The organism is Pseudomonas putida (assembly GCF_016406145.1).
GTDB lineage: Bacteria > Pseudomonadota > Gammaproteobacteria > Pseudomonadales > Pseudomonadaceae > Aquipseudomonas > Aquipseudomonas putida_E.
Genome location: NZ_CP066306.1, coordinates 519132 through 542717, shown reverse-complemented (window position 1 = coordinate 542717; position 23586 = coordinate 519132). Strand labels below are relative to the sequence as shown.

Genomic DNA, 23586 nt, shown 5'->3' with positions numbered 1-23586 from the left:
CAAAGACCAATACCCTTACGAACACTATGGGCTGCCATCAGCTGCTGCCCTCCAAGGATTCAACCATGAAATCTGCTCTGCGCCATCTCGCCTGGGCGCTGCCGGCCCTGGCCTTGCTGGCCGGCTGCAACGGCGGCGAAAACGCCAAGCCCGAACCCCACGCCGTCGCTACTTACACCCCTGCGGCTTGGGCTGACCTGCCCAGCGTCAGCGACAGCGATCTGGTCGCGGGTTTCAACGCCTGGCGCACTGGTTGTGAAAAACTCAAGCGTGACCCGGTGTGGGCCGCCACGTGCGAAGCAGCACAGCCGATCGCACTGGAAGCGACCCAGGTGCGCACGTTCCTGCAAGGGCAATTGCAGGTTTATGGCCTGCGCTCGGCCGAGAACAACGCCACTGGCCTGATCACCGGCTACTACGAACCGGTCTACCCCGGCAGCCTGACACGCACCGAAGCAGCCAACGTACCGGTGTATGGCATCCCGGATGACATGATCGTGGTCGACCTGGCCAGCGTTTACCCGGAACTGAAGGGCAAGCGCCTGCGCGGTCGCCTCGACGGCCGCGTGCTCAAGCCCTATGACACCGCTGAAGTGATTTATCGGGACGGCGTCAAGGCCCCGGTACTGGCCTGGTTGACCGACCCGATGGACCTGCAGTTTCTTCAGATCCAGGGTTCAGGCCGGGTAAAGCTGGAAGATGGCCGCCAATTGCGCCTCGGCTACGCCGATCAGAACGGCCACCCGTACCGGCCGATCGGTCGCTGGCTGATCGAGCAGGGCCAGTTGAAGAAGGAAGACGTGAGCATGGGCGCCATTCATGCCTGGGCTCAGGCCAATCCACAGCGGGTGCCTGAATTGCTGGCGAGCAACCCCAGTTACGTGTTTTTCAGCACCCGCCCCGACAGCAACGAAGGCCCGCGCGGCTCACTGAATGTACCGCTTACCGCAGGCTACAGCGTGGCCATCGATCGCAAGGTCATTCCACTGGGCAGCCTGCTTTGGCTGTCCACCACGCGCCCGGACGGTACACCGGTGGTCAGGCCGGTGGGCGCTCAGGATACGGGCGGTGCGATTACCGGCGAAGTACGTGCGGATCTATTCTGGGGCACCGGGCCTGAGGCCGGCGAACTGGCAGGGAACATGAAGCAGCAGGGGCAGATCTGGATGCTCTGGCCAAAGGGCAAGCCGCTGCCTGACGTGCCTAAAGTCCTTTGACTGATTGCTGCTCTGCTCGCGGCATACCCGCGAGCAGAGCAGCCGGGTTTCAGGCCGAAACAACGAAGAAAGACACGATCAACGCCACGCCAGCGAACCACACCAGCGAGCGTAAAGCCGCCCAGTCCGCCAGATAGCAGATGATGTAAAGCAGCCGACTGGTGATGTACAAGACCCCCAGCACGTCCTGCGTCACCTGCTCGGCATTGCCGACGATATCGGCCACCAACACCGCTGCGGCAAACGCCGGGAACGCTTCATAGCTGTTCTGCTGCGCGGCATGGGCACGCCGTGGCAGGCCCGATAGTGTGTCGAGGAAAGCGCGCGGGTCGTGATTGTCCTTCAAGCCGAAGCGGCCACTGCTCACCTTGGCGATCAAGGCGCACAGCGGCGGCAGGAACAATGCGATCAGGATGCACCACAGGGCAACGGTCATGGACAGGACTCCTTCAGTCGTTAGGTTAGAGCTTCATCACCAGCATGCCTGCCAGCACCAGCCCGCAAGCTAGGAGTCTCGGGCCGCCAAAAGGTTCTTTGAGGTAGCGCATGCCCAGCAGTACCACCAGGATGACGCTCAGCTCGCGCAAGGCCGCCGCCTCGGCCACCGAACCCAGATGCATGGCCCACAATACCAGCGCGTAGCTGAACAACACGCAAAAGCCCACTGCCAACCCCAAGCGCCACTGGGTGCGCCAGAACAGCACGAACGGCCCCCGCCGCGCCACACCGGCCAGCAGCGGAAACGGCCAAGCGCTGAGCAGGGTCAACCAAACAAGGTAGTCCCAGGGCTTGCCCCACAACCGCACCGCCTGCCCGTCGAACCAGGTGTAGCAACCGATGCACAGGCCGATCAGTGCCACCACCGGCAGCATCGACCAGGGCAGGCGCTCACCCCCACCTCCCTGCCACAGCAGGCACGCCATGCCACACGGGATCAGCAATATGCCGATGATCTGCTGCTGGCTGAGCGACTCGCCGGCGAACGCCAGGGTCAGCCCCAGCACCACCAGCGGTGACAAACCACGCATCAGAGGATAGACCAGCCCCAGATCGCCTACCCGATAAGCCTGGATCAGCAGGAATCGGTACAACTGCTCTGCCAATGCCGAGGCGATCAGCCAAGGCCAGATCTCGGCAGGCGGCAGGTCCACGAAGGCCACTGCGAGCACGGCAAAGGCCAGGGCTACGGAGTCCATGCTGGCGATCACCAGCAAGCGCTCGCCACTGAATTTGATCAGGGTGTTCCAGGTCGCGTGCAGCAGGGCCGCGACCAATACCAGGGAAGTTGCCAGCACGCCTTCAGGTCCTTGTGACGTTATCAGCCACTGAATATATAGCCTTGGTAGTGACAATGGGCGCGAGGCGGTTCTGCATCAAATGCGGAACGAAACCAGCCAGCCAGGTCAAAAACTGTGTCCCGAAACCCTCGCCAGATCATCAAAGAACTGCCCGAGCCATTCGGGTTACGACTTGGAAGCCATTGTTACAGGATTCGGGATGCTTGAATTAGTTGCTGCGTTTATCTGCCTCACCACTCTCCTCACCTATGTCAATTACCGCTTTATCGGCCTGCCACCCGCCATCGGCGTGATGGTCACGGCGCTGCTGTTCTCGCTGATGCTGCAGGGCCTGAGCCTGATCGGCTTCCCAGGCCTTGAAGAACGCGTCGAAGGGCTGATGAACCAGATCGACTTCAATGACCTGCTGATGCACTGGATGCTGGCGTTTCTACTGTTCGCCGGCGCACTGCACGTCAACCTCACCGATCTGCGCAGCTACCGCTGGCCGATCGGGCTGCTGGCAACGCTCGGCGTGCTGATCGCCACGGTGGTGATCGGTTTTCTGTCGCACTGGGTGTTTGCGATGTTCGGCTGGCAGGTGCCGCTGATCTACTGCCTGCTGTTCGGTGCACTGATCTCGCCCACCGATCCGATCGCTGTGCTGGGGGCCCTGCGGACCGCCAACGCCTCCAAACCACTAAAGACCACCATCGTCGGTGAGTCACTGTTCAACGACGGCACCGCCGTAGTGGTGTTCACCGTCCTGCTGGGTATCATTCAACTGGGTGAAACGCCAAGCATCACTGACACGGCGATCCTGTTCGCTCGCGAAGCCATTGGCGGCGTGGTGTTTGGCGGGCTGCTCGGTTACGCCACCTACCGCATGATCAAAAGCGTCGAGCAGTATCAGGTCGAGGTCATGCTGACCCTGGCGCTGGTCATCGGTGGTTCGGCGATGTGCTACGAGCTGCATGTCTCGGCACCGATCGCGATGGTCGTGGCCGGGCTGATCATCGGCAACCTGGGGCGCAACCTGGCGATGAACGACATGACCCGTCGTTACATGGACGGTTTCTGGGAGTTGATCGACGACATGCTCAACGCCCTGCTCTTCGCCCTGATCGGCCTGGAGCTGTTGCTGCTGCCGTTCAACTGGCTGCACCTGGCAGCTGGCAGCGTTCTGGCGCTGGCGGTGCTGCTGTCGCGGCTGCTGACCGTGGCCCCGGCGATCGTGCTGCTGCGCCGCTGGCGTCCGGTACCGAAAGGCACAGTACGGGTGCTGACCTGGGGTGGCCTGCGTGGCGGGGTGTCGGTGGCCCTGGCACTGTCGCTGCCCTTGGGCGAGGAACGAGACCTGCTGCTGTCGATCACCTACATCGTGGTGCTGTCGTCGATCCTGGTACAGGGCTTGAGCATCGGACGGGTGGTGCGCAAGGTCAGCGCACAACCCTGAAAACCCGGGGCCGCATCGACTTCAAGCCCTAGGCAGTGCCTGTGGGAGCCGGCTTGCCGGCGAAGGGGCTGCGAAGCAGCCCCATCACGTTATTCCACCGCGCTGTCCGGAAACTGGTCCTGAACATATTTGATCTCGGTCCGCCCGTGGGCAGCCGGTTGGCCATCCTCCCCCAGGTTGACGAAGACCATCTTGTCGACAGTCAGGATGCTCTTGCGGGTGATCTTGTTGCGCACTTCACACTTGAGGGTGATCGAGGTGCGGCCGAACTCGGTGGCGGTAATGCCCAACTCGATGATGTCGCCCTGGCGCGAGGCACTGACGAAGTTGATCTCCGACATGTACTTGGTCACCACACGCTGGTTGCCCAGCTGGACGATGGCGTAGATCGCCGCCTCTTCGTCGATCCAGCGCAACAGGCTGCCGCCGAACAGTGTGCCGTTGGGGTTGAGGTCTTCGGGTTTTACCCATTTGCGGGTGTGAAAGTTCATCTGTACTCCTGACCTGCTTGGCTAACGTGCGGTAATGATGGCAGAGCGGCCCGCGCCGCTCCATTGATCATCGACTATCGTCGCTATTAATCGACAGAAAACCTTGGGCGAAGACTCCCGCCAAGGCTATAATCTGCGCCGATTCACATGGCCACCCGCCGCGGTGCCATGCCCGCCACCTGTCCGAGGGGCGCTGCAGCAGGGTCATCCTGTCAGGCTCGGATGGGGCGTTGTCCGCTCCCGCGGACGCTCAACGCACAACGGCGCCCATTCGCACACTACGAATGGAGGCTCTCATGAGCGCTGTAAACACGCCTGCAGGTTTTACCGATTTCAAAGTCGCAGACATCTCCCTGGCCGCCTGGGGTCGTCGCGAAACCATCATCGCCGAATCGGAAATGCCTGCCCTGATGGGCCTGCGTCGCAAATACCTCGCTGAGCAGCCGCTCAAGGGTGCGAAGATTCTGGGCTGCATCCACATGACCATTCAGACTGCCGTGCTGATCGAAACCCTGGTTGCCCTGGGTGCCGAAGTGCGCTGGTCGTCCTGCAACATCTTCTCCACCCAAGACCAGGCCGCAGCCTCCATCGCTGCTGCCGGTATCCCGGTGTTCGCCTGGAAAGGTGAAACCGAGGAAGAGTACGAGTGGTGCCTGGAGCAGACCATCCTCAAGGATGGCCAGCCATGGGACGCCAACATGATCCTCGACGACGGCGGTGACCTGACCGAGCTGCTGCACAAGAAGTACCCGGCCGTACTGGACCGCGTTCACGGTGTCACCGAAGAAACCACCACCGGCGTGCACCGCCTGCTGGACATGCTGGCCAAAGGCGAGCTGAAGGTCCCGGCCATCAACGTCAACGACTCGGTCACCAAGAGCAAGAACGACAACAAATACGGCTGCCGTCACAGCCTGAGCGACGCCATCAAGCGCGGTACCGACCACCTGCTGTCGGGCAAGCAGGCCCTGGTGATCGGCTACGGTGACGTGGGCAAGGGCTCTGCGCAGTCGCTGCGCCAGGAAGGCATGATCGTCAAGGTCACCGAAGTTGACCCGATCTGCGCCATGCAGGCGTGCATGGACGGCTTCGAGCTGGTCTCGCCGTTCATCGACGGTATCAACGACGGCACCGAAGCCAGCATCGACAAGGCCCTGCTGGGCAAGATCGACCTGATCGTCACCACCACCGGTAACGTCAACGTCTGCGACGCCAACATGCTCAAGGCTCTGAAGAAGCGCGCCGTAGTCTGCAACATCGGCCACTTCGACAACGAGATCGACACCGCCTTCATGCGCAAGAACTGGGCATGGGAAGAGGTCAAGCCGCAGGTCCACAAGATCCACCGTACCGGCGCTGGCGACTTCGACCCGCAGAACGACGACTACCTGATCCTGCTGGCCGAAGGCCGCCTGGTGAACCTGGGCAACGCCACCGGCCACCCAAGCCGCATCATGGACGGTTCGTTCGCCAACCAGGTACTGGCACAGATCTTCCTGTTCGAGCAGAAGTTCGCCGACCTGTCGGCCGAGAAGAAAGCTGAACGCCTGACCGTTGAAGTGCTGCCGAAGAAACTCGACGAAGAAGTGGCCCTGGAGATGGTCCGCGGCTTCGGCGGCGTGGTCACCAAGCTGACCCAGCAACAGGCCGACTACATCGGCGTGACTGTCGAAGGCCCGTTCAAGCCGCACGCTTACCGCTACTAAGCGGCTAGCTTGAAGCGGCAAGCGGCAAGAAAAGGCAGACCGTGCCGTTGCCGCTTGCAGCTCCAGCACCCACGATCTTGAACGATGCCCAAGCCAGATCGGCCATCACCGATCTGGCTTTTACTTGCAGCTTGCCGCTAGTAGCTTGCTGCTTGAGGAACGAGTGATGTCACAAGAACGCCGCTACAGTTTCGAATTCTTCCCGACCAAGACCGATGCCGGTCATGAAAAGCTGATGGGCGTGGCCCGCCAGCTCGCTGCCTACAAGCCAGACTTCTTCTCCTGCACCTACGGTGCCGGTGGCTCGACCCGCGACCGCACACTAAACACCGTGCTGCAGCTGGAGAACGAAGTGAAGGTGCCTGCCGCACCGCATCTGTCGTGCGTTGGCGATACAAAAGACGAGCTGCGCGCCCTGCTGGCCGAATACAAGGCAGCGGGCATCAAGCGTATCGTCGCCCTGCGCGGTGACCTGCCGTCGGGCATGGGCATGGCCAGTGGTGAACTGCGTTATGCCAGCGACCTGGTCGAGTTCATCCGCCAGGAAACAGGTGATCACTTCCACCTGGAAGTGGCCGCTTATCCGGAAATGCACCCGCAGGCACGCAACTTCGAAGCCGACCTTGCCAACTTCGTACACAAGGTCAAGGCTGGTGCCGACAGCGCCATTACTCAGTACTTCTTCAACGCCGACAGCTACTTCTACTTCGTAGAACGCGCGCAGAAACTGGGCGTGGAGATTCCGGTAGTGCCCGGCATCATGCCAATCACCAATTACAGCAAGCTGGCGCGCTTCTCCGACGCCTGCGGCGCCGAAATCCCGCGCTGGATCCGCAAACAGCTGGAAGCCTATGCCGACGATACCGCCAGCATCCAGGCCTTCGGTGAAGAAGTCATCACCCGCATGTGCGAACAACTGCTGCAAGGCGGTGCACCGGGGCTGCATTTCTATACCTTGAACCAGGCAGAGGCGAGCCTGGCAATCTGGAACAACCTGAAGCTGCCTCGCTGAAATTATTTGGTAAAGTCCTATTCAGAAATGCTTAAGGCTTTAGTCATAGACTAAGGCCTTATTTCATTTCCGGTTCAGACGGGTCTTGCCAGCCATGCAACATCTCACGCCCTCGCGCCCTCAACTGATCTACCTGGCCTTCGGCTCGGCCACCTACCATCAGGAAGCCTGCTTCAGCATCGTCAGCGCCCTGACCCACTTGGACACGGCTGCGGGCGAGGCCATGGATATACAGGTCTACACCGACAACCCCGCGCCCTACGGCAAGCTGCCGGTTACCGTTCATCTGCTCGATGAAGCAACGCGCAAGGCCTGGAACGAACCTCACGGCTACCATTTCCGCAGCAAGCACGTGGTGTTGCGCCAGGTACTCCAGCAGCATTCGCAGGCTGTGCTGATCGACACCGACACATTCTTCCGCAAGTCACCACTGAACCTGTTCCAGCGGGTCAAAGCCGGCAGCCTGCTGTGCAACGCGATCGGCGGGCGCTACGGCGAAAATCAGCAGTGCCTACTCTACAAGAACCTGCTGACCATCCTCCAGGCGCGGGACTTGGCAGACTGCCAGATGCCTTTGGTCAACTCCGGGGTGATTGGCTTGACCGCCGAAGATGCGGGGATACTGGACCACTCGATCGCGCTGATGGACGAGCTCCATCCACTGGCTCGCACGGCCTATACGCTGGAAGAGTTCTGCCTCGCGGTTGCCGCCTACCGCAAGCTGGCGCTGGCTGAATGCACCGACGTAATCCACCACTACTGGAGCCGCAAGGCTCAGTTCCGGGCCAAGATACAGGCCTGGCTGCGCAAGCACGCAGACCACCCACTTAGCACTGCCGCCTTGGCCGACGTGCTGTTGGTGAATGACCAGTTGCCGCGCCCGCCGACATTGCAGCGCCTGGGTTACAAGGCCATGAGCCTGACCCTGCCCAGCCGCGAGCGTCAGTTTGCCCGCGAACTGTTGTATGGCAGCTACCCCTACCCCAACGAATTTGACCGCGCCTGTGCTCCCGCCTGGTGGGACAAGGCATTGCAAAATCTCGTTGATCGTTATGGCCCGATGGAACCGGAGCAGTTGCGCCAGTGCCTGCGCCACCCATGCCTGCGCCTCTCGCTTGGAGCCCAACGCAAGGAAATCGAAGCGCATCTGCTGCAGTCCACAAAGCTATAAGCGTTCTGTTCCCGCGAAGGTGCTGCCTCAGCGCCTTCAACTGGCCTTACCAGAGCCGAGCGGGTAATCTCGCGTCATGCCGTTCATCTTCCGCTTCTTCTGCATCCTGCTGCTCGCCTGCCTGAGCCCCATGGCGCAGGCAGAACGCCTGCGCCTGGTTACCGATGACTGGGCGCCTTATGTGTACCAGCATAACGGCCAGCCCAAGGGCATAGATTACGAAGTCACCACTGAGGTGTTCAGGCGCCTAGGTATCGAGCTGGAGTGGGAATTCATGCCTTGGAAGCGATGCCTGGCCATGATCGAACAAGGCCAGGCCGACGGGGTCATGGACATCTTCAAAGTGGACTCGCGCCAGGCATACATGGTCTACCCGCTGGAGCCCATGTCGGATGTCGAGTTCGTGCTGTATCAATCCAGCCGCCGTCGCCATGCAGTAAACCGACTGAGCGACCTCACCGACCTGACTGTCGGCACCTCACCGGGCTATGCCTATGGAGCGGAGTTCAACGATGCATCAGGCTTTCGGCGTGAAGCGGCGTCAAGCCACGAAGCCAATTTTGGCAAACTGGTGCTCGGGCGCATCGATTTGCTGGTCACCGATCGCCTGGTCGGGCGCTACCTGCGCCGCCAACTCGGCCTTGAGCAGCAGGTAGAGGAACTGCCACTGGTCATCAGCCGTCAGGCGCAATACCTGGGGCTGGCGCGTAAACCTGGCCGCGATGCCTTGGCACTGGCGTTTACCGAAGGGCTGCGGCGCTTCAAGCAGGAGCCCGCTTACCTAGCGATAATCGAACGCTACATCGGCAGCACCGGCCACCTTCCTCACACCGTTGAGCAGCAGGAAAGCAGCACACAGCGATAGCTCTGTTATACTCGGGCCTTCCCGCCCGGCTCACGCCCGGACGCTCGGCCTCGCAACAGGCATCCCGATCGGCACCGACGCACCTTGCGTCCTAACTCCGTTTTCCGGATGTGCAGTGAAAGCCCAGCTGGACCGGACGCGATCGCATCCCACCGATGCCCGTCGCGCCAGGCAGAATATCCCTACGGGCCCAGCCCCCACAGAACAGGATTGCCCATGTCCTTTGCTTCCCTCGGTCTCTCCGAGGCACTTGTCCGCGCTATCGAGGCTGCGGGCTATACCCAGCCGACTCCGGTGCAACAGCGGGCGATTCCCGCCGTGTTGCAAGGCCGCGACCTGATGGTCGCCGCACAGACAGGTACAGGTAAAACCGGCGGTTTCGCCCTACCGATCCTTGAGCGCCTGTTCCCGGCGGGTCACCCGGACAAATCACAGCGCCATGGCCCGCGCCAACCGCGCGTGCTGGTCCTGACCCCGACCCGCGAACTGGCGGCTCAGGTACACGACAGCTTCAAGGTTTACGCTCGCGACCTGCCACTGGTCAGTGCCTGCATTTTCGGCGGCGTTGGCATGAACCCGCAGATCCAGGCCATTGCCAAAGGTGTAGATGTTCTGGTGGCCTGTCCGGGTCGCCTGCTTGACTTGGCAGGGCAAGGCCGGGTCGACTTGGCCCACGTGGAAATCCTGGTCCTCGACGAAGCCGACCGCATGCTCGACATGGGCTTCATCCACGACGTCAAGAAGGTCCTCGCCCGCCTGCCGGCCAAACGGCAGAACCTGCTGTTCTCGGCGACGTTCTCCAAAGACATCACCGACCTCGCCGACAAGCTCCTGCACAACCCGGAGCGCATCGAGGTCACCCCGCCGAACACTACCGTCGAGCGTATCGAGCAGCGCGTCTACCGCCTGCCCGCCAGCCACAAGCGCGCGCTGCTGGCCCACCTGATCACGCTTGGCGCCTGGGAGCAGGTACTGGTATTCACCCGTACCAAGCACGGTGCCAACCGTCTGGCCGAGTACCTGGAAAAGCACGGTCTGAGCGCCGCTGCCATCCACGGCAACAAGAGCCAGAACGCTCGTACAAAGGCCTTGGCCGACTTCAAGGCCAACAGCGTACGCGTACTGGTCGCCACCGACATTGCTGCCCGTGGCCTGGACATCGACCAACTGCCGCATGTAGTCAACTTCGAGCTGCCCAATGTCGAGGAAGACTACGTTCACCGTATCGGCCGCACCGGCCGTGCCGGCCGCTCGGGCGAGGCCATTTCGCTGGTCGCGCCGGATGAAGAAAAGCTGCTCAAGAGCATTGAGCGGGTCACCAGGCAGAAGATCGCCGACGGCGACCTGATGGGCTTCGACCCAAGCCAGGTAGAAGCCGAGAAACCTGAGGTGCGTGAACGCCCGCAGAACAACGGTCGCGGCGGCCGCAATCAGCAGGCCCGTGGTGACGGTGGCAAAGATGGCAGTGGCGGCCGCAAGGACAAGGGCAAAGATAAAGGCAAGGCCAAGCAGCAGGCTGCCGACAAGCCTGCCGACAAGGAAAAGTCCGCCGACAAGCAGCAGCCGCGCAAGCCGCGCGACAAGAAGCCGCGCCAACAGCAAGCCAGCCAGAACAGTGTGCCGAAGGCACCGGCCGACCGTGCTCCGGATGAATTCCTGGACGACGAAATCGACAACTTCGGTAACCGTGCCGACTACGTCAGCCCCTACCAGAATGCCAAGAACCAGGGCCGCAACCGTCGCCCGGGTGCTAGTGCCGGAGCCGGTCAAGGCCAAGCCAGCCCTGGGCGCAGCAACAGTGGTGGTGGCCAAGGGCGTAACGGCGGCCAGCCGCGCAACGCCAGTGGCGAGAAACGCCCGCCGCGCAACAACAAGGGTGGTGATGCGCGCCGCGATAGCAACGGTGGCGGCCGCAACCGTTCGGCCGGCCGTGATGACGCATCCCGTCAGGAACCGGCAGTACGTAGCTCGCGAGAGCCGCAAAACCAGCCTGTGATCATTCGCAAGGAGTCCAAGCTCGACCGTTTCCCAACGCCTGAGCAACTGGACGATCTGCCAAGCCGACCACGCGGTGAACGGCCTGCGTTACTGACCCGCAAGGGCGGCTGACGCTACCGGCAAACAAAAACGCCGCCCCATGGGGCGGCGTTTTTATTGCTCAGGCAATGATCACTTCTGCTTCACACCTTCGACGCTGATGTCCAGGTCCAGGGTCTGCGAGGTTGCACCTGGGCCCTTGATGCCGAAGTCGTTCAGGTTCAGCGTGGTGGTAGCGTTGAAGCCAGCACGCTCGCCGCCCCATGGGTCCTTGCCTTCACCGTTGAAGGTGGCCTTGAAGGTCACAGGCTTGGTCACACCATGCAGTGTCAGGTCACCAGTCACGTCGGCGGTCTTTTCACCGGTCGATTTGACGGCGGTGGAAACGAACTTCGCTTCCGGATACTTCTTCACATCCAGGAAGTCAGCGCTGGCGATATGCTTGTCGCGCTCGGCGTGATTCGACCACAGGCTGGCGGTTTTCAGGTCGACGCTGATCTTGCTGGCTTCAGGCTTGGCACTATCCCAAGTGAAGTTACCGTCGAAGTCCTTGAAGGTACCGTGAATGAAGCTGTAGCCCAGGTGGCTGATTTTCCAGTCGACGAACGCGTGCTGGCCTTCCTTGTCGATCTTGTACTCGGCGGCCATGGCCTGGCCAGCGCTGAGCAGAGCGGTACCGAGCGCCAGAGCGGCAAAAGTCTTTTTCAACATCCTTTCAGTTCCTTGCAATTGAGGTTGAGAGTCAAGCTTTGCGGCCCAGCATGCGAACCAGGGTCGCGTCACGGTCGATGTAATGATGCTTCAGGGCGGCCAGCGCGTGCAGCACGGCGAAAATCACCAGGCCCCACGCCAGCCACAGATGAATCACGCCGGCCAAATCCGCCTGGTCAGGCAGGTCACTGACAAGAGCCGGCACTTCAAACAAGCCAAACACAGGAATACCGACACCGTCGGCGGTTGAGATCAGGTAGCCGGCGACCATCACCGCGAACAGGCCTATATACAGCGCCAGGTGCCCCAACTTGGCGGCCAGACGGGTAAATGCTCCATGGTTGGCAGGCGCCGGTGGTGGCGGGCTGATCAAGCGCCACAGCACACGCACCAGCATGACAGCCAGAAGCACTAGGCCGATGCTCTTGTGCAGGTCCGGGCCAGCCTTGCGCCAAGGGCTGTAATAGTCGAGACCGACCATCCACAGGCCAAGACCGAACAGGCCGAAGACTGCCAGCGCAACAACCCAGTGCAGGACGATGCTGATCACGCCATAGCGAGAAGGTGAGTTGCGCAGTTGCATGATGCCGTTTTTCCCCGTGAAAGCTATGCACAGACTAACGCGTAACGTATCGAATAAAAGCACAAAAAATTGCTCTGGATTATCGATAAATCCGATATTTATTGTCCGAGCTCGCTATTAAGAAAACATTAACGATAGCGGGTAATTCAAGCTTAGCCCTGGCCCTGTCGTCGGGCTCGGCGGCGACAGGGCCAAGCGATCGCAATCAGCCAGCCTTGACCTGGGAGTGGGTAACGGCCTGTTTTTCAGGCGCCGATTTGGCCGGGGCTTCTTTGGCCTCGACAGGTTTGAGCGCCGGAGCAGTCTTGGCTTCAGGCTTGTCAGCGCTGCCGAACAACCGCGAGAAGAAACCTGGCTTGTCCACCCGCGCCTCCTCGGCCTTCACCGGTTCGGCTTTGGCAGGTGCCTTTTCGGCGTTGTCCTCTTTGTCGGATGAACCACCAAACATGTTGGAGAAGAACCCACCTTTGTCCTTCTGCGCTCCAGCCGTTGCCGCTACAGGGGTAGCTTTGACGGGGTCGAACGACTTGCCGGCCAACAGGTCCTGCACTTGGCTGGCGGCACGCTGGCCACTGCGCAGGGCACCTTCAAGAGTGCCTGGGTACAGCGCATCGGTATGCTCACCGGCAAACGCAATGCGTTGCACCGGACGCTCCCACAGGCGCCAGTACTTGCTGATCTGCCCTGGCCCGTAGGCCAGGTAGGCGCCGCCGGTACCGGCGTCGGCACTGTAGCGCTTGACCTCATACCCGGTGAACGCACCGCGGGCCTTTGGATAGAAAGCGTGCAGGCGGATCAACACCTGGTCGACCATCTGCTTGTCGCCGAAAGCCTGCAGCAGGCGGGCGTTGTCACCCGACAGGTTGATCACCACGTTGGCGCCCCCTTTGAGTGCTGGCTCGATCCATAGCATGCCAAGGCCTGCGTTACTGAAGATTTCGCCAGACATGCGCGCGCGGCTTTCCCAGACTGGCTGCTTGAACTTAAGCAGCAGCTGATCGCGCCAACCATAGTTGGTGCCCCTCAGCGCCGCGACGTGCTGGGTGTCCAGGGCCGGGGTGATCTGGATCTTGGCCAGAGCACGCAGCGGTACGGCCATGACCAGGTAATCGGCCTGATAGCTGGCGCTGCCGACCTTGACGGTGACCCCGCCGCGGTCCTGGACGATGGAGGTGACTGGCGAACTGGTCTTGATGGTTTTCAACTGTTTGACGAAAGCCTGGGCCAGCACCGGGCTGCCACCAGGCAAGCGTGCGGCACGCAGGTCACGGTCGCTGACGCCGCGGTAGACACGGCTCTGCTGGGCAAAGTACAGCAATGAGAGACGCGACGGTTCATCGTAGCGGGTACGGATCTGCTGGTTGATCAGTTGCCGTGCAGTGCTGGGCAACTGCAGCTTGTCGAGCCAAGTGGAAACGTTCATCTGGTCGAGGGCGAATAGCGTACTGGTCGCCTGTGGTTTGAGCGGGTCATCGATCGAACGGGCCAGGTCATCGAGGGTCTTCTCGTAGCGCTTGAGTGCTTCGGCGGTAGCTGGCTGCCTGGTAGCCAGGTCGCTGGCGCTGAAGTACTCCCCATCGATCAGATACCCTGGAGTACGTACGAACTCAGGCGCGGGCAGTGTCTCAAGCTTGAAACGCTCAAGGTACTGGTTGAGCACCGGCTGAGCCTTGCTGTTGCCGACCCACTCACTGGTGGCCAGGCCCGAGCGGCCGCCCATGCCCGCCTTGGCCTCCAGCAAGGTCACCTGCCAACCCTTGCTCTGCAGCTCGTAGGCTGCCGTCAGGCCTGCAAGGCCGCCACCTACCACGATTGCCGAAGGTGTCTTGTCCTTCGCCAGCGCGGCGCCGCTGGACACACCGATCAATACCAACGCGCACAGGCGCACCCAAGCAGCAGCCATGATGGCGAACTCCGAGTTGACATTACAGAAATGGGAAGAGGCAAAACGCCCCGAGATGATGCGTTAAGAATACGTCAGGTATGCCGACCCTGCCACCACAGCGCCATCAAGTCCTTTTGCCAACTGGCATTTTTGTCAGTAGACAGGCCTGCTGCCCTTGCGCAACGCTGGTCCGGGTAGCTGGAAAAACCGACAAAAGGAGCTGCGCATGATCTATGAGGAGCATTTTGCCCACGTCAAAAGGCAGCTCCTGTGGCACAAACAAACGTTACTGACGCCCTCAGGCTTGCGTATCCGCAGCAATGGCACTTCCTGGGCCGGTGTTCATGAAGCCTTCAAAGGCGAAGATGGCACCGAACTGGTGATTGGCGAGCAGAGTGAGGTGGAAATCAGCTTCAGCCAGGAAGTCGAAAGCCTTCGTCTGGAATGCTACGTCGTCAGCGACCAGCACTTCGAAGATGTAACAATGCTCATGGATACCGAGGGCTTCGATTGGGGCGTGATTGCCCCGCCCCCGCACAACTTTTACTGGCTGACGCTTTCAGGCAGCGGATATACCGAATTCATGCCTGGGCATTTCTCCACCCAACCTTGCTATCAGCACCTCCCCGGGCCTTTTCGGCGCCTGACCATCTCCACCTCCAGAGCCGGCACCGTGCATATCCGCAAGCTCGAATGGACCCACACCTGTCGCCATTGACCCATAGCGGTTGTCCTACCCCCCGGCATTGCTTAGGCTTACGCGGTCAAACATGCCGTAACGCCAGGAGAAGTGCCGATGGGCCTCAATGATCAGTGGATGCAGCGTGACCTGAAGGTCTTGTGGCACCCCTGCACCCAGATGAAAGACCACGAGCAATTGCCGCTTATCCCGATAAAGCGCGGGGAAGGCGTGTGGCTCGAGGACTTCGAAGGCAAACGCTACCTGGATGCGGTCAGCAGCTGGTGGGTGAATGTGTTTGGCCACGCCAACCCGCGCATTAACCAGCGCATCAAGGACCAGGTCGACCAGCTCGAGCATGTGATCCTTGCGGGTTTCAGCCACCAGCCGGTGATCGAGCTTTCCGAGCGCCTGGTCGCGATGACGCCTGCAGGTCTGGATCGGGTGTTCTATGCCGACAATGGCTCGTCGTGCATCGAAGTGGCGCTGAAAATGAGCTTCCATTACTGGCAGAACATCGGCAAACCGGCAAAAAAACGCTTCGTCACCCTGACCAACAGCTACCACGGCGAGACTATCGCCGCGATGTCGGTGGGCGATGTGCCGCTGTTCACCGAAACCTACAAGGCGCTGCTGCTCGATACCATCAAAGTGCCCAGCCCGGATTGCTATCTGCGCCCCGACGGCATGGGATGGGAAGAGCACTCGCGCAACATGTTCGCAGCCATGGAACAGACGCTGGCCGAACACCACGAAACCCTCTCGGCGGTGATCATCGAGCCGTTGATCCAGGGTGCCGGCGGTATGCGCATGTACCACCCGGTCTACCTCAAGCTGCTGCGCGAGGCTTGCGACCGCTATGGCGTGCATCTGATCCACGACGAAATTGCCGTGGGCTTTGGCCGCACCGGCACGATGTTCGCTTGTGAGCAGGCTGGCATCCGCCCCGATTTCCTGTGCCTGTCCAAGGCGCTGACCGGCGGCTACCTGCCGCTGGCCGCGTGCCTGACCACCGATACGGTGTACCAGGCGTTCTACGACGATTACCCAACGCTGCGCGCGTTCCTCCATTCGCACAGCTACACCGGCAACCCGCTGGCCTGCGCGGCGGCATTGGCGACCCTGGACATCTTCGAGCAGGACAACGTGATCGAGGCCAACAAGGCGTTGTCCGCACGCATGACCAGAGCCACTGCGCACTTGGCCGATCATGCCCATGTTGCCGAAATCCGCCAGACCGGCATGGCCTTGGCGATCGAAATGGTCCAGGACAAGGCGGGCAAGGTCGCCTACCCGTGGCAGGAGCGCCGCGGCCTGAAAGTGTTCGAGCATGCCCTGACCCGAGGCGCCCTGCTGCGCCCGCTGGGCAGCGTGGTGTACTTCCTGCCGCCCTACGTGATCACGCCAGAGCAGATCGACTTCCTTGCCGAGGTGGCCAGTGAAGGCATCGATATCGCCACGCGAGACAGCGTCAGCGTGGCGGTGCCGGCAAACTTCCACCCCGACTTCCGCGACCCGGGCTGACCGACCAGCAATCGCAACGCCTTGTAGGAGCGGCCTCGCGTCGCGAACGGGCTGCACAGCAGCCCCAAAGATCAGCAGCGCCGCCAAATGACCGGAGCTACTGTGCGGCCCTTTCGTGACACAAGGCCGCGCCTACAGGGACGATGTTCAACCTTCTTCCTGAGCAGAACCATGAGACTGTCCCGCTTCTTCATCGACGCCCCCCTGAGCCTCGGCGAGCACGACCTGCCCGAAGCCCAGGCCCATTACATCGGCCGCGTGCTGCGCATGGCCCCCGGCGATGCCGTGCAATTGTTCGATGGCAGCGGCCAGGAATACCTGGGCCAATTGCTCGAAGTGGGCAAGAAGACCGTGCGCGTCAGCCTCGACCAGGCCGTTGCAGGCCAGGCCGAGTCGCCATTGCACATTCATCTCGGCCAAGGCCTTTCCCGCGGCGAGCGCATGGACTGGGCCATCCAGAAGGCCACCGAACTGGGCGCCAATGAAATCACCCCGATCGTCAGCGAGCGCTGCGAAGTGCGCCTCAAAGACGAGCGCGCCGACAAGCGCCTCGCCCATTGGCGCCAGGTCGCGATCAGCGCCTGCGAGCAATGCGGCCGCTCGATCTTGCCGATCATCCGCGCGCCAGTGACCTTGGGTGACTGGATCAAGGGCAGCGATGCTGACCTGAAACTGGTCTTGCACCCTGTCGCTGAGCCGCTGACCAGTCATGACAAACCGGCACGCCTGGCGTTTCTGATCGGACCCGAGGGAGGCTTGAGCGAAGCGGAAGTCGACCAGGCCAAGGGGGCAGGCTTCCAAGCTGCCCGTCTTGGCCCGCGGGTCCTGCGCACTGAAACAGCGCCGGTGGTGGCCCTGTCGGTGGCGCAACAGCTGTGGGGCGATTTTTAACGCACGTAGAGCGATACCGCCACGAAGTGCATCAGGCTGCCAGCAATCACGAACAGGTGCCAGATGCCGTGCCAGTGGCGGAATCGGCTGTCAAATGCGAAGAAAATGATGCCCACGGTGTAAAACACACCGCCAGCCGCCAGCCAGGCAAAGCCGGCGGTGCCCAGGCTTTGCAGCAGCGGTTTGACCGCCACCAGCACGATCCAGCCCATCACCGCATAGATGATGATCGATAGGACCCGCGCCTCCGATCGTGGCTTGATTTCCTGCAGCATACCGATCACCGCCAACCCCCAGACCACCCCGAACAGGCTCCAGCCCCAGGGCCCGCGCAGGCTCACCAGGCAGAACGGTGTGTAGCTGCCGGCGATCAGCAGGTAGATGGACAGGTGATCGAGCTTGCGCATGATCACCTTCGCCCGGCCGCGGGTGCTGTGGTAGAGGGTCGAGATGCTGTAGAGCAGCAACAGCGTGCCGCCGTAGATGGAAAAACTGACGATCTTCCAGGGGTCACCCTGCAGGCCTGCGACGACGATCAGCCAGATGCCGCCAATGCAGGCCAGGATTGCACCGACCAGATGGGTCCAAGCGTTGAAACGTTCACCGTGATACATGCAAACACAGACCTCCCGACCACCTGCAAGGTTCAAGCTCCAAGCTACAAGCTTCGAGAAAGAGCAATACTCCCCCACTCAACGCGATCAGCTTGAAGCTTGAAGCTTACAGCTTCAGTCATTGCAACTGCGCGTCACGCACCAGCCTTTCCAGCCCAACCAGGTCTGGCACCCGTGCCACCTGCTCGCCCACCTGCACTGCCGCCAACTCCAGGCTACCCAACGCCACATCCACATAGTTGAGCTGGCTGTCGAGTTTGCACGAGCGTGGGATGTCCTGCAGCAACACCGCCAGATATCGCAGCCCGGTATCACCCAAGGCGTTCAGCACTACGATACGTGCCCGCTCGCCACAAGGGGTTTCACCACCGCACGCCGCTTCGAAGCCGATCAGCGGCAGGTGCTGCTGGCGCCAATCGATCCACCCCAGGTGCCAGGCCGGTTCGGCACGCTGGCACACCAGGTTGCGCTGGCCGATAAGCTCGGCCACTGCCACATTGGGCAACACCAGGGTTCGGTCGCCCAAGGGCAACAGCAGGCCGGTCAGGCTGCTGCGCTGGCCTGCGATCAGCTCAAGCATGGGTTTGGCTCCAATGGGCAATACTCTGCAGCAGCACCGACTCCTGATACGGCTTGCCCAGGTAGTCGTTGACGCCGATGGCCATGGCCCGGTCGCGGTGTTTCTGCCCGGTGCGCGAGGTGATCATGATGATCGGCAGGCCTTTAAGGCGCTCGTCGCGACGAATACGGGTGGCCACTTCAAAGCCATCCATGCGCGGCATTTCGATGTCCAGCAGCAACACATCCGGGCGGTGCTCTTCCAGCAACGCCATGGCATCGACACCGTCCTTGGCCGTCAGCACGCTCATCCCATGGCGCTCCAGCAGGCGGCTGGTCACCTTGCGCACTGTCACCGAATCATCCACCACCATCACCAGCGACGCCCGCCGCGGCGCCGGGCCGAACAGCGTACGCTGCACCCCGCTACCACCCGGCAGCCGCGCCAGCCGACGCTGCTGGCCGCGCAACTGGCCAAGCAGATCAAGAATCAGTACCACCCGACCATCACCGAGCAGAGTCGCGCCGGACAACCCAGGCACGGCGGCGAACTGGGGGCCCAGGCTCTTCACCACGATCTCGCGGCTCGGCGACAGGCTATCGACCTGAATGGCGAACGACTGCTCCTGGGAATGCACCAGCAACACCGGCAATGGCACGCTCTGGCCCAGAAGACCTGGCCGTGGCAGGCCTTGCAGCAGCTCGCCCAAGTAACGCAAATCGTATTCATGGCCAGCATAGCCGTAGCGGGGCACATCCCGCTGATAACAGATAGCCAGCTCGGCCGGCGGCACGCGCACGATACCTTCGATGGTGTTGAGCGGTATGGCGTACTGCTCCTCACCCAGGTGGACCATCACCGCACGGTTGATCGACACCGTGAATGGCAGGCGAATCAGAAAGCGTGCGCCCTTGCCTTGCGCCGACTCGATACTCATCGAGCCGCCCAGTTGCTTGACCTCTTCGTGCACCACGTCCATGCCCAGGCCACGCCCGGAAATCTGGGTGATCTTCTCAGCGGTGGAAAACCCCGGGCGCAAGATGAACTGCAGGATCTCGTGATCACTCAAGCGTGCCTGGGGGTCCAGCAGGCCACGCTTGATCGCCTTGCGCCGCACAGCATCCAGCGGCACGCCGGCACCGTCGTCGGTCATTTCGATGACGATATCGGCCCCCTCATGGAGCAAATTGAGATGGATGGTACCCAGCTCAGGCTTGCCGGCAGCCAAGCGCGCTTCACGGGTCTCAAGGCCATGATCGACAGCATTGCGCAGCATGTGCTCCAGGGGCGCAACCATACGCTCGAGAACACTGCGATCAAGCTCGCCTTCGGCGTTGCCGACCACCAGTTCGACCTGCTTGCCCAATTCACTGGCCACTTGGCGCACCACCCTCTGCAGGCGCGGCACGAGACGCTCGAACGGCACCATCAACGTGGCGGTGAGGCCTTCCTGCAACTGGCTGTTCACCCTCGCCTGCTGCTGCAGTAGGGCCTGCGCCTCCTGCGCGCGCTGGGCCAACGTCTCTTTCAGGTCAAGCAGGTCAGAGGCCGATTCGAACAACGCCCGTGACAATTGCTGCAGTTGGGAATGGCGGTCCATTTCCAGCGGGTCGAAATCCTCGTAAGCGTCACCTTCGAACGGCTGACGGCTGCTGATTCGCCCTTGGGTTTCCATATCCAGACGCAGCAACTGGTCGCGCATGCGCTCCAGCGTGGTTTCCATCTCGCTCAAGGCGAACTGGGCGTCATTGACCTGTTGCTCGATACGTCCACGGATGACCGAGTGCTCACCAGCCAGGTTTCCCAGGTCATCGAGCAGTTCGGCGTCCACCTTGACCAGGTCACCGGGGGGGCGCTCCGGCGTAGTGGCAGGTGCGTCGGCAGGTGCAGCCCCGGCCGGGGCCTGCCCGGCAACGCTGTCGGTCAGGGCGGCGCTGCTAAAGTTGCGGATGTAGTCGATCAACGCAGTAGCCGCATGCAGCGGCTGCCCCAGACGCACGGCGTCAAGCATGTGCGCCAGACGGTCATGGCAGTTTTGCAGCAGAGCAAACAACGGTGCACTAGGTGGCAAGCGTCCAGCAGCCAGCAATTCGTACAGGAACTCCAGTTCGTGGGCCAGGTCGCCGATAGCGGCAATTTCCACCATGCGCGCCCCGCCCTTGAGCGTGTGCAAATCACGCAGCAGGTTGTCCACCTCGGCGCTGTTGCGGGGGTCGGCCTGCCAACGCGCAAGCGCGGCGGCGGCGCTTTCAACAATGTCTGAGCTTTCTTCGAGGAAGACTTCAAGCAGCTCCTTGTCGCCCGGGTTCTCGGCCTCTTCGGCCAGCGCCAGGGGACCATCGAGGCGCGTGACCGACCCGGGTGCCACCAGGCCGGTGGCATCGGGTGCCAGGGCGTCGTCCAGCAAGCCACGCAAGCCATCGATGCAGTCTGGGCGGGCGGACGGTTCCTGGCCGGCAGCGATCTCGTCGAGCATGTCGAGGAGTACCCCATGGGCTTGCCGTGCCTGGGCGAAGAAGCGTTCATCGGCAGCAAGGCTGCCCTCTTCCACCGCGCCATACAGATCCAGCAATGCTTCGCAGACATCGTCCATCTGCCTCAGGTCGGCCAGGTGCGCACCGTGACAGAGGGTGGTCAGCTCATCGAGCAAGCTGTCCAGCGACTGGCGTTGCCCAGGCTGCTCCTGCCAGCGTGACAACAGGGCCTCGGCATCCAGCAGAATGTCCATCGACTGGGCCAGGAAGCTGGCGATCAACTGTGGGTCACGCTTGCCCCGCCGCCCATGCTGCGGCTCGTCATGCAAGCTGGCCAAGCGCATGTCCACGGCCTCACCGACCTGCTCGATCAACTCCGCCGCGCCCGGAATGGGAGCCAGCGGGCTGCTGCCCAATTGCGCGAGGCTCAGGTGCAACAGTGCGCGTGCCGCTTCCAGCCATTCCAGCTCGGCCATTTGCAAAGGCAAGTGGTGGCCCCGGTATTCGCGTACCAGCCGGTCGAACGCGGTGGCCAGCTCGGCGATCGGCAATACGCCGGCCATCGCAGCGCTACCTTTGAGGGTATGCAAGGCGCGTTGAAGGGTATCGCTGACATCGGTGTCATGGCCGCCGGCGCCCTGCAAAAATGCCTCCAGGCTGGCCAGATGGCCCTGCGCTTCATTGCGGAAGATGTCCAGCAACAGCGGATCCAGGCCATCGATTTCGGCACCTGCCGGCGAATCGTTTTCCGCCAGCGCATGCAGATGGCTCGCCAGTTGCTCAATTTCGGTCACCTGTGGCATCTGGCCGGCGGCAAAGTCGGCCAGCAGATCAGGCAAATGAACCACTACCTGCTGCAGGGCCACCACACCCTCCGGGGCCAGCGCCATACGCCCTTCGAGTACCCGGTTGAGCAAATGCTCACCGCCCCAGGCCAACTCGGCCACCGCCTGGGCGTGGACCATGCGGCCACTGCCTTTGAGCGTATGCAGGTCCCGGCGCACCTCCAGCAAGGCATCCCGCAGGCTGTTATCGGCGCGCCAGCGCAACCAATGCCGCTCGATCTGCGGCAGCAGCTCGCCGGCCTCTTCAAGGAAGACCTCGCGCAACTCGTCATCAACCCCGTCGGTGCTGCCGTCCTGGGCAATGACGCTTTCGCCAAGCGTGCACTGCACACCGAGCGCCGCCAGGCTGACGCGCGCCCTGTCGAGGAAAGGCTGGGCATCGGCCAGAGGGTCGGCCACCCGCCATTGCAGGTAACACTCACTGGCGCTGAGGGCATCGGCCAGGTGGTCAAGCTCATCCGGCGGCGGCTCGACGTCCAAGTGCTGTAACCAGCCGTGCACGTAACCCGCACATCCGGCCAAGACTTCGGCAGCTGCCGGCAGCATCAGCATCGCCAACGCCCCTCGTACTTGCTGCAGCAACCCCGGCAGTGGTTGCAGGCGCTGACGCGGCCAACCGGACTCGAGGCAATCTCCGATCAGGTCCTTGGCCTGCTGCAACACGTTCAGCGATTCGTTCAACACCAGTTGGCGAATCTCGGCCAGGTCCGAACCGGGCAAGCCCCCCTGCCCGCCTTCATCCAGCGGGCCGACCATGCCATTGAGGCTCGCCTCCACATACAACAAGGCACCCGCCACATCCATGAGTACGGCGTCATCCGCCACGCGTTGGCCTTGGGCCAACGCCTGCAGGGCCAATACCTGATCGATGATGACCCGCCGAGGCTGCTGAAAGCCCAGGACCGCAAGGGTATCAGCCACATGACGCAAGGGGGCCAACAGGCTGTCCAGCTGTTCGCTGTGCTGACGATCCCCGCGTACGAACTGGTCCAGACGCTCCTTGATGCGCATCAGGTCGTCGCACAAGGCGCTGATCACCGAACGCAGGGCATCACGCCCAGGCCCTGCCTGAACCTGCTCACGCCAATTGCCCAGCGACAGGTCGAGATTGGCCAGGTCGTCCGAGCCTGCAAAGCGCTGCGCCGCTCCGCTGATCAGGCTGCCCTGGGCCAACGGTTCGACACCCCGGCAAGCCCGCAACTGGTTGAGCAGCGGCAGCATGACCAAAGGCAGGTCATGCCGCGCACCGCGCAGCCGCTCCAGGTACGAGGGTAGTTGCTCAAGGCCGCGGAACAGCGGGCCCAGGCAGTCGCCGCGGGGGCTTACCTGGCCCTCGGCCAAGGCCCTGGCCAGCAACTCCAGCTCTTCGGCCAGGCGCGTGGCACCGCGCAGTTCGAGCATGCGCAGGCAGCCGTGAACCTGGTGCAGGTTATCCACCACGAACGCCAGCATGGACAAATCGTCCGTCTCCCCGGCAAAGCGCTCAAGGGCCTGACGCGCCCGCCCCAGGCAATCGAGGATGGCCGCCTTGGTCCAGGCGAGGGCGACGGTATCGTGGCGCTCAGGGCTTACTGCTGTAGCCATCATGA

19 protein-coding genes and 1 riboswitch are annotated in these 23586 nt (G+C 62.0%); of the genes, 10 read left to right on the top strand and 9 right to left on the bottom strand.

The window, feature by feature from the left end:
• The first annotated feature begins 65 nt into the window (after positions 1 to 65).
• Positions 66 to 1217: a murein transglycosylase A gene (locus JET17_RS02470; protein ID WP_012312436.1), complete on the top strand. Its 1152-nt coding sequence runs from the start codon at positions 66 to 68 to the stop codon at positions 1215 to 1217.
• Positions 1218 to 1266: 49 nt separating this feature from the next.
• Here the strand turns inward: JET17_RS02470 and JET17_RS02465 are convergent, their stop codons facing one another.
• The gene (locus JET17_RS02465; RefSeq protein ID WP_012312435.1) at positions 1267 to 1653 is read right to left on the bottom strand and encodes an MAPEG family protein; all 387 of its coding nucleotides are present in this window, start codon (positions 1651 to 1653) and stop codon (positions 1267 to 1269) included.
• A gap of 25 nt (positions 1654 to 1678) precedes the next feature.
• Positions 1679 to 2512: an EamA family transporter gene (locus tag JET17_RS02460; protein ID WP_012312434.1), complete on the bottom strand. Its 834-nt coding sequence runs from the start codon at positions 2510 to 2512 to the stop codon at positions 1679 to 1681.
• A 202-nt stretch (positions 2513 to 2714) separates the two neighbouring features.
• Between JET17_RS02460 and JET17_RS02455 the strand changes: the two genes are divergently transcribed.
• Positions 2715 to 3950 (top strand): cation:proton antiporter, encoded by a 1236-nt coding sequence (locus JET17_RS02455; protein ID WP_012312433.1) that lies wholly within the window; start codon positions 2715 to 2717, stop codon positions 3948 to 3950.
• Between the two features lie 89 nt (positions 3951 to 4039).
• Here the strand turns inward: JET17_RS02455 and JET17_RS02450 are convergent, their stop codons facing one another.
• Entirely contained in the window at positions 4040 to 4441 is a 402-nt protein-coding gene (locus JET17_RS02450; RefSeq protein ID WP_012312432.1) for an acyl-CoA thioesterase, read from the bottom strand.
• Between the two features lie 179 nt (positions 4442 to 4620).
• A riboswitch (S-adenosyl-L-homocysteine riboswitch) is annotated at positions 4621 to 4717 on the top strand.
• 20 nt (positions 4718 to 4737) lie between these two features.
• On the opposite strand from JET17_RS02450, the gene ahcY reads away from it, so the two are divergent.
• The 5 genes from ahcY (at position 4738) to JET17_RS02425 (ending at position 11304) form a co-directional block, all read left to right on the top strand.
• A complete protein-coding gene (gene ahcY, locus JET17_RS02445; protein ID WP_012312431.1) occupies positions 4738 to 6147 on the top strand; it encodes an adenosylhomocysteinase in 1410 nt (469 codons plus the stop codon).
• Between the two features lie 166 nt (positions 6148 to 6313).
• Entirely contained in the window at positions 6314 to 7159 is an 846-nt protein-coding gene (gene metF / locus JET17_RS02440; protein ID WP_012312430.1) for a methylenetetrahydrofolate reductase [NAD(P)H], read from the top strand.
• Positions 7160 to 7253: 94 nt separating this feature from the next.
• Complete coding sequence (locus JET17_RS02435) at positions 7254 to 8330, top strand: hypothetical protein (protein WP_012312429.1); 1077 nt, start codon at positions 7254 to 7256, stop codon at positions 8328 to 8330.
• Between the two features lie 76 nt (positions 8331 to 8406).
• Positions 8407 to 9195 carry a substrate-binding periplasmic protein gene (locus tag JET17_RS02430; protein ID WP_012312428.1) on the top strand — a complete coding sequence of 263 codons (789 nt, stop codon included), beginning with the start codon at positions 8407 to 8409 and terminating at the stop codon, positions 9193 to 9195.
• 216 nt (positions 9196 to 9411) lie between these two features.
• Positions 9412 to 11304, top strand: a complete 1893-nt coding sequence (locus JET17_RS02425) for a DEAD/DEAH box helicase (RefSeq protein WP_012312427.1) — start codon at positions 9412 to 9414, stop codon at positions 11302 to 11304.
• Between the two features lie 60 nt (positions 11305 to 11364).
• Here the strand turns inward: JET17_RS02425 and JET17_RS02420 are convergent, their stop codons facing one another.
• From JET17_RS02420 to JET17_RS02410, 3 genes are all read right to left on the bottom strand, one after another.
• Positions 11365 to 11943, bottom strand: a complete 579-nt coding sequence (locus JET17_RS02420; RefSeq protein ID WP_012312426.1) for a YceI family protein — start codon at positions 11941 to 11943, stop codon at positions 11365 to 11367.
• 31 nt (positions 11944 to 11974) lie between these two features.
• Positions 11975 to 12526 (bottom strand): cytochrome b, encoded by a 552-nt coding sequence (locus JET17_RS02415; RefSeq protein ID WP_012312425.1) that lies wholly within the window; start codon positions 12524 to 12526, stop codon positions 11975 to 11977.
• Between the two features lie 205 nt (positions 12527 to 12731).
• Positions 12732 to 14429 (bottom strand): flavin monoamine oxidase family protein, encoded by a 1698-nt coding sequence (locus JET17_RS02410; protein WP_012312424.1) that lies wholly within the window; start codon positions 14427 to 14429, stop codon positions 12732 to 12734.
• Positions 14430 to 14637: 208 nt separating this feature from the next.
• On the opposite strand from JET17_RS02410, the gene JET17_RS02405 reads away from it, so the two are divergent.
• The 3 genes from JET17_RS02405 (at position 14638) to JET17_RS02395 (ending at position 17505) form a co-directional block, all read left to right on the top strand.
• Positions 14638 to 15129: a hypothetical protein gene (locus JET17_RS02405; RefSeq protein ID WP_012312423.1), complete on the top strand. Its 492-nt coding sequence runs from the start codon at positions 14638 to 14640 to the stop codon at positions 15127 to 15129.
• Between the two features lie 78 nt (positions 15130 to 15207).
• Positions 15208 to 16614, top strand: coding sequence for an adenosylmethionine--8-amino-7-oxononanoate transaminase (locus JET17_RS02400; RefSeq protein ID WP_012312422.1), 1407 nt, complete (start codon positions 15208 to 15210; stop codon positions 16612 to 16614).
• Positions 16615 to 16785: 171 nt separating this feature from the next.
• Positions 16786 to 17505 carry a 16S rRNA (uracil(1498)-N(3))-methyltransferase gene (locus JET17_RS02395; protein ID WP_012312421.1) on the top strand — a complete coding sequence of 240 codons (720 nt, stop codon included), beginning with the start codon at positions 16786 to 16788 and terminating at the stop codon, positions 17503 to 17505.
• Here JET17_RS02395 and trhA read toward each other — a convergent pair.
• The 3 genes from trhA to JET17_RS02380 all read right to left on the bottom strand — a co-directional run bounded on the left by trhA (position 17502) and on the right by JET17_RS02380 (position 23581).
• On the bottom strand, positions 17502 to 18119 hold the full coding sequence (trhA, locus tag JET17_RS02390; RefSeq protein ID WP_012312420.1) for a PAQR family membrane homeostasis protein TrhA: 618 nt from the start codon (positions 18117 to 18119) through the stop codon (positions 17502 to 17504). The genes JET17_RS02395 and trhA overlap by 4 nt on opposite strands.
• 118 nt (positions 18120 to 18237) lie before the next feature.
• Positions 18238 to 18699: a chemotaxis protein CheW gene (locus JET17_RS02385; protein WP_012312419.1), complete on the bottom strand. Its 462-nt coding sequence runs from the start codon at positions 18697 to 18699 to the stop codon at positions 18238 to 18240.
• A complete protein-coding gene (locus tag JET17_RS02380) occupies positions 18692 to 23581 on the bottom strand; it encodes an Hpt domain-containing protein (RefSeq protein ID WP_012312418.1) in 4890 nt (1629 codons plus the stop codon). Before JET17_RS02380 ends, JET17_RS02385 begins: the two co-directional genes overlap by 8 nt.
• Positions 23582 to 23586: the final 5 nt, after the last annotated feature.

Excerpts from the sequence above, each read along its gene's own strand:
- trhA (WP_012312420.1), bottom strand. The coding sequence starts at position 18,119 with ATGTATCACGGTGAACGTTTCAACGCTTGGACCCATCTGGTCGGTGCA.
- JET17_RS02465 (WP_012312435.1), bottom strand. The coding sequence starts at position 1,653 with ATGACCGTTGCCCTGTGGTGCATCCTGATCGCATTGTTCCTGCCGCCG.
- JET17_RS02420 (WP_012312426.1), bottom strand. The coding sequence starts at position 11,943 with ATGTTGAAAAAGACTTTTGCCGCTCTGGCGCTCGGTACCGCTCTGCTC.
- JET17_RS02450 (WP_012312432.1), bottom strand. The coding sequence starts at position 4,441 with ATGAACTTTCACACCCGCAAATGGGTAAAACCCGAAGACCTCAACCCC.
- JET17_RS02395 (WP_012312421.1), top strand. The coding sequence starts at position 16,786 with ATGAGACTGTCCCGCTTCTTCATCGACGCCCCCCTGAGCCTCGGCGAG.
- JET17_RS02405 (WP_012312423.1), top strand. The coding sequence starts at position 14,638 with ATGATCTATGAGGAGCATTTTGCCCACGTCAAAAGGCAGCTCCTGTGG.
- JET17_RS02410 (WP_012312424.1), bottom strand. The coding sequence starts at position 14,429 with ATGGCTGCTGCTTGGGTGCGCCTGTGCGCGTTGGTATTGATCGGTGTG.
- JET17_RS02455 (WP_012312433.1), top strand. The coding sequence starts at position 2,715 with ATGCTTGAATTAGTTGCTGCGTTTATCTGCCTCACCACTCTCCTCACC.
- JET17_RS02470 (WP_012312436.1), top strand. The coding sequence starts at position 66 with ATGAAATCTGCTCTGCGCCATCTCGCCTGGGCGCTGCCGGCCCTGGCC.
- JET17_RS02435 (WP_012312429.1), top strand. The coding sequence starts at position 7,254 with ATGCAACATCTCACGCCCTCGCGCCCTCAACTGATCTACCTGGCCTTC.
- JET17_RS02425 (WP_012312427.1), top strand. The coding sequence starts at position 9,412 with ATGTCCTTTGCTTCCCTCGGTCTCTCCGAGGCACTTGTCCGCGCTATC.
- metF (WP_012312430.1), top strand. The coding sequence starts at position 6,314 with ATGTCACAAGAACGCCGCTACAGTTTCGAATTCTTCCCGACCAAGACC.
- JET17_RS02385 (WP_012312419.1), bottom strand. The coding sequence starts at position 18,699 with ATGCTTGAGCTGATCGCAGGCCAGCGCAGCAGCCTGACCGGCCTGCTG.
- JET17_RS02400 (WP_012312422.1), top strand. The coding sequence starts at position 15,208 with ATGGGCCTCAATGATCAGTGGATGCAGCGTGACCTGAAGGTCTTGTGG.
- JET17_RS02380 (WP_012312418.1), bottom strand. The coding sequence starts at position 23,581 with ATGGCTACAGCAGTAAGCCCTGAGCGCCACGATACCGTCGCCCTCGCC.
- JET17_RS02430 (WP_012312428.1), top strand. The coding sequence starts at position 8,407 with ATGCCGTTCATCTTCCGCTTCTTCTGCATCCTGCTGCTCGCCTGCCTG.
- ahcY (WP_012312431.1), top strand. The coding sequence starts at position 4,738 with ATGAGCGCTGTAAACACGCCTGCAGGTTTTACCGATTTCAAAGTCGCA.
- JET17_RS02415 (WP_012312425.1), bottom strand. The coding sequence starts at position 12,526 with ATGCAACTGCGCAACTCACCTTCTCGCTATGGCGTGATCAGCATCGTC.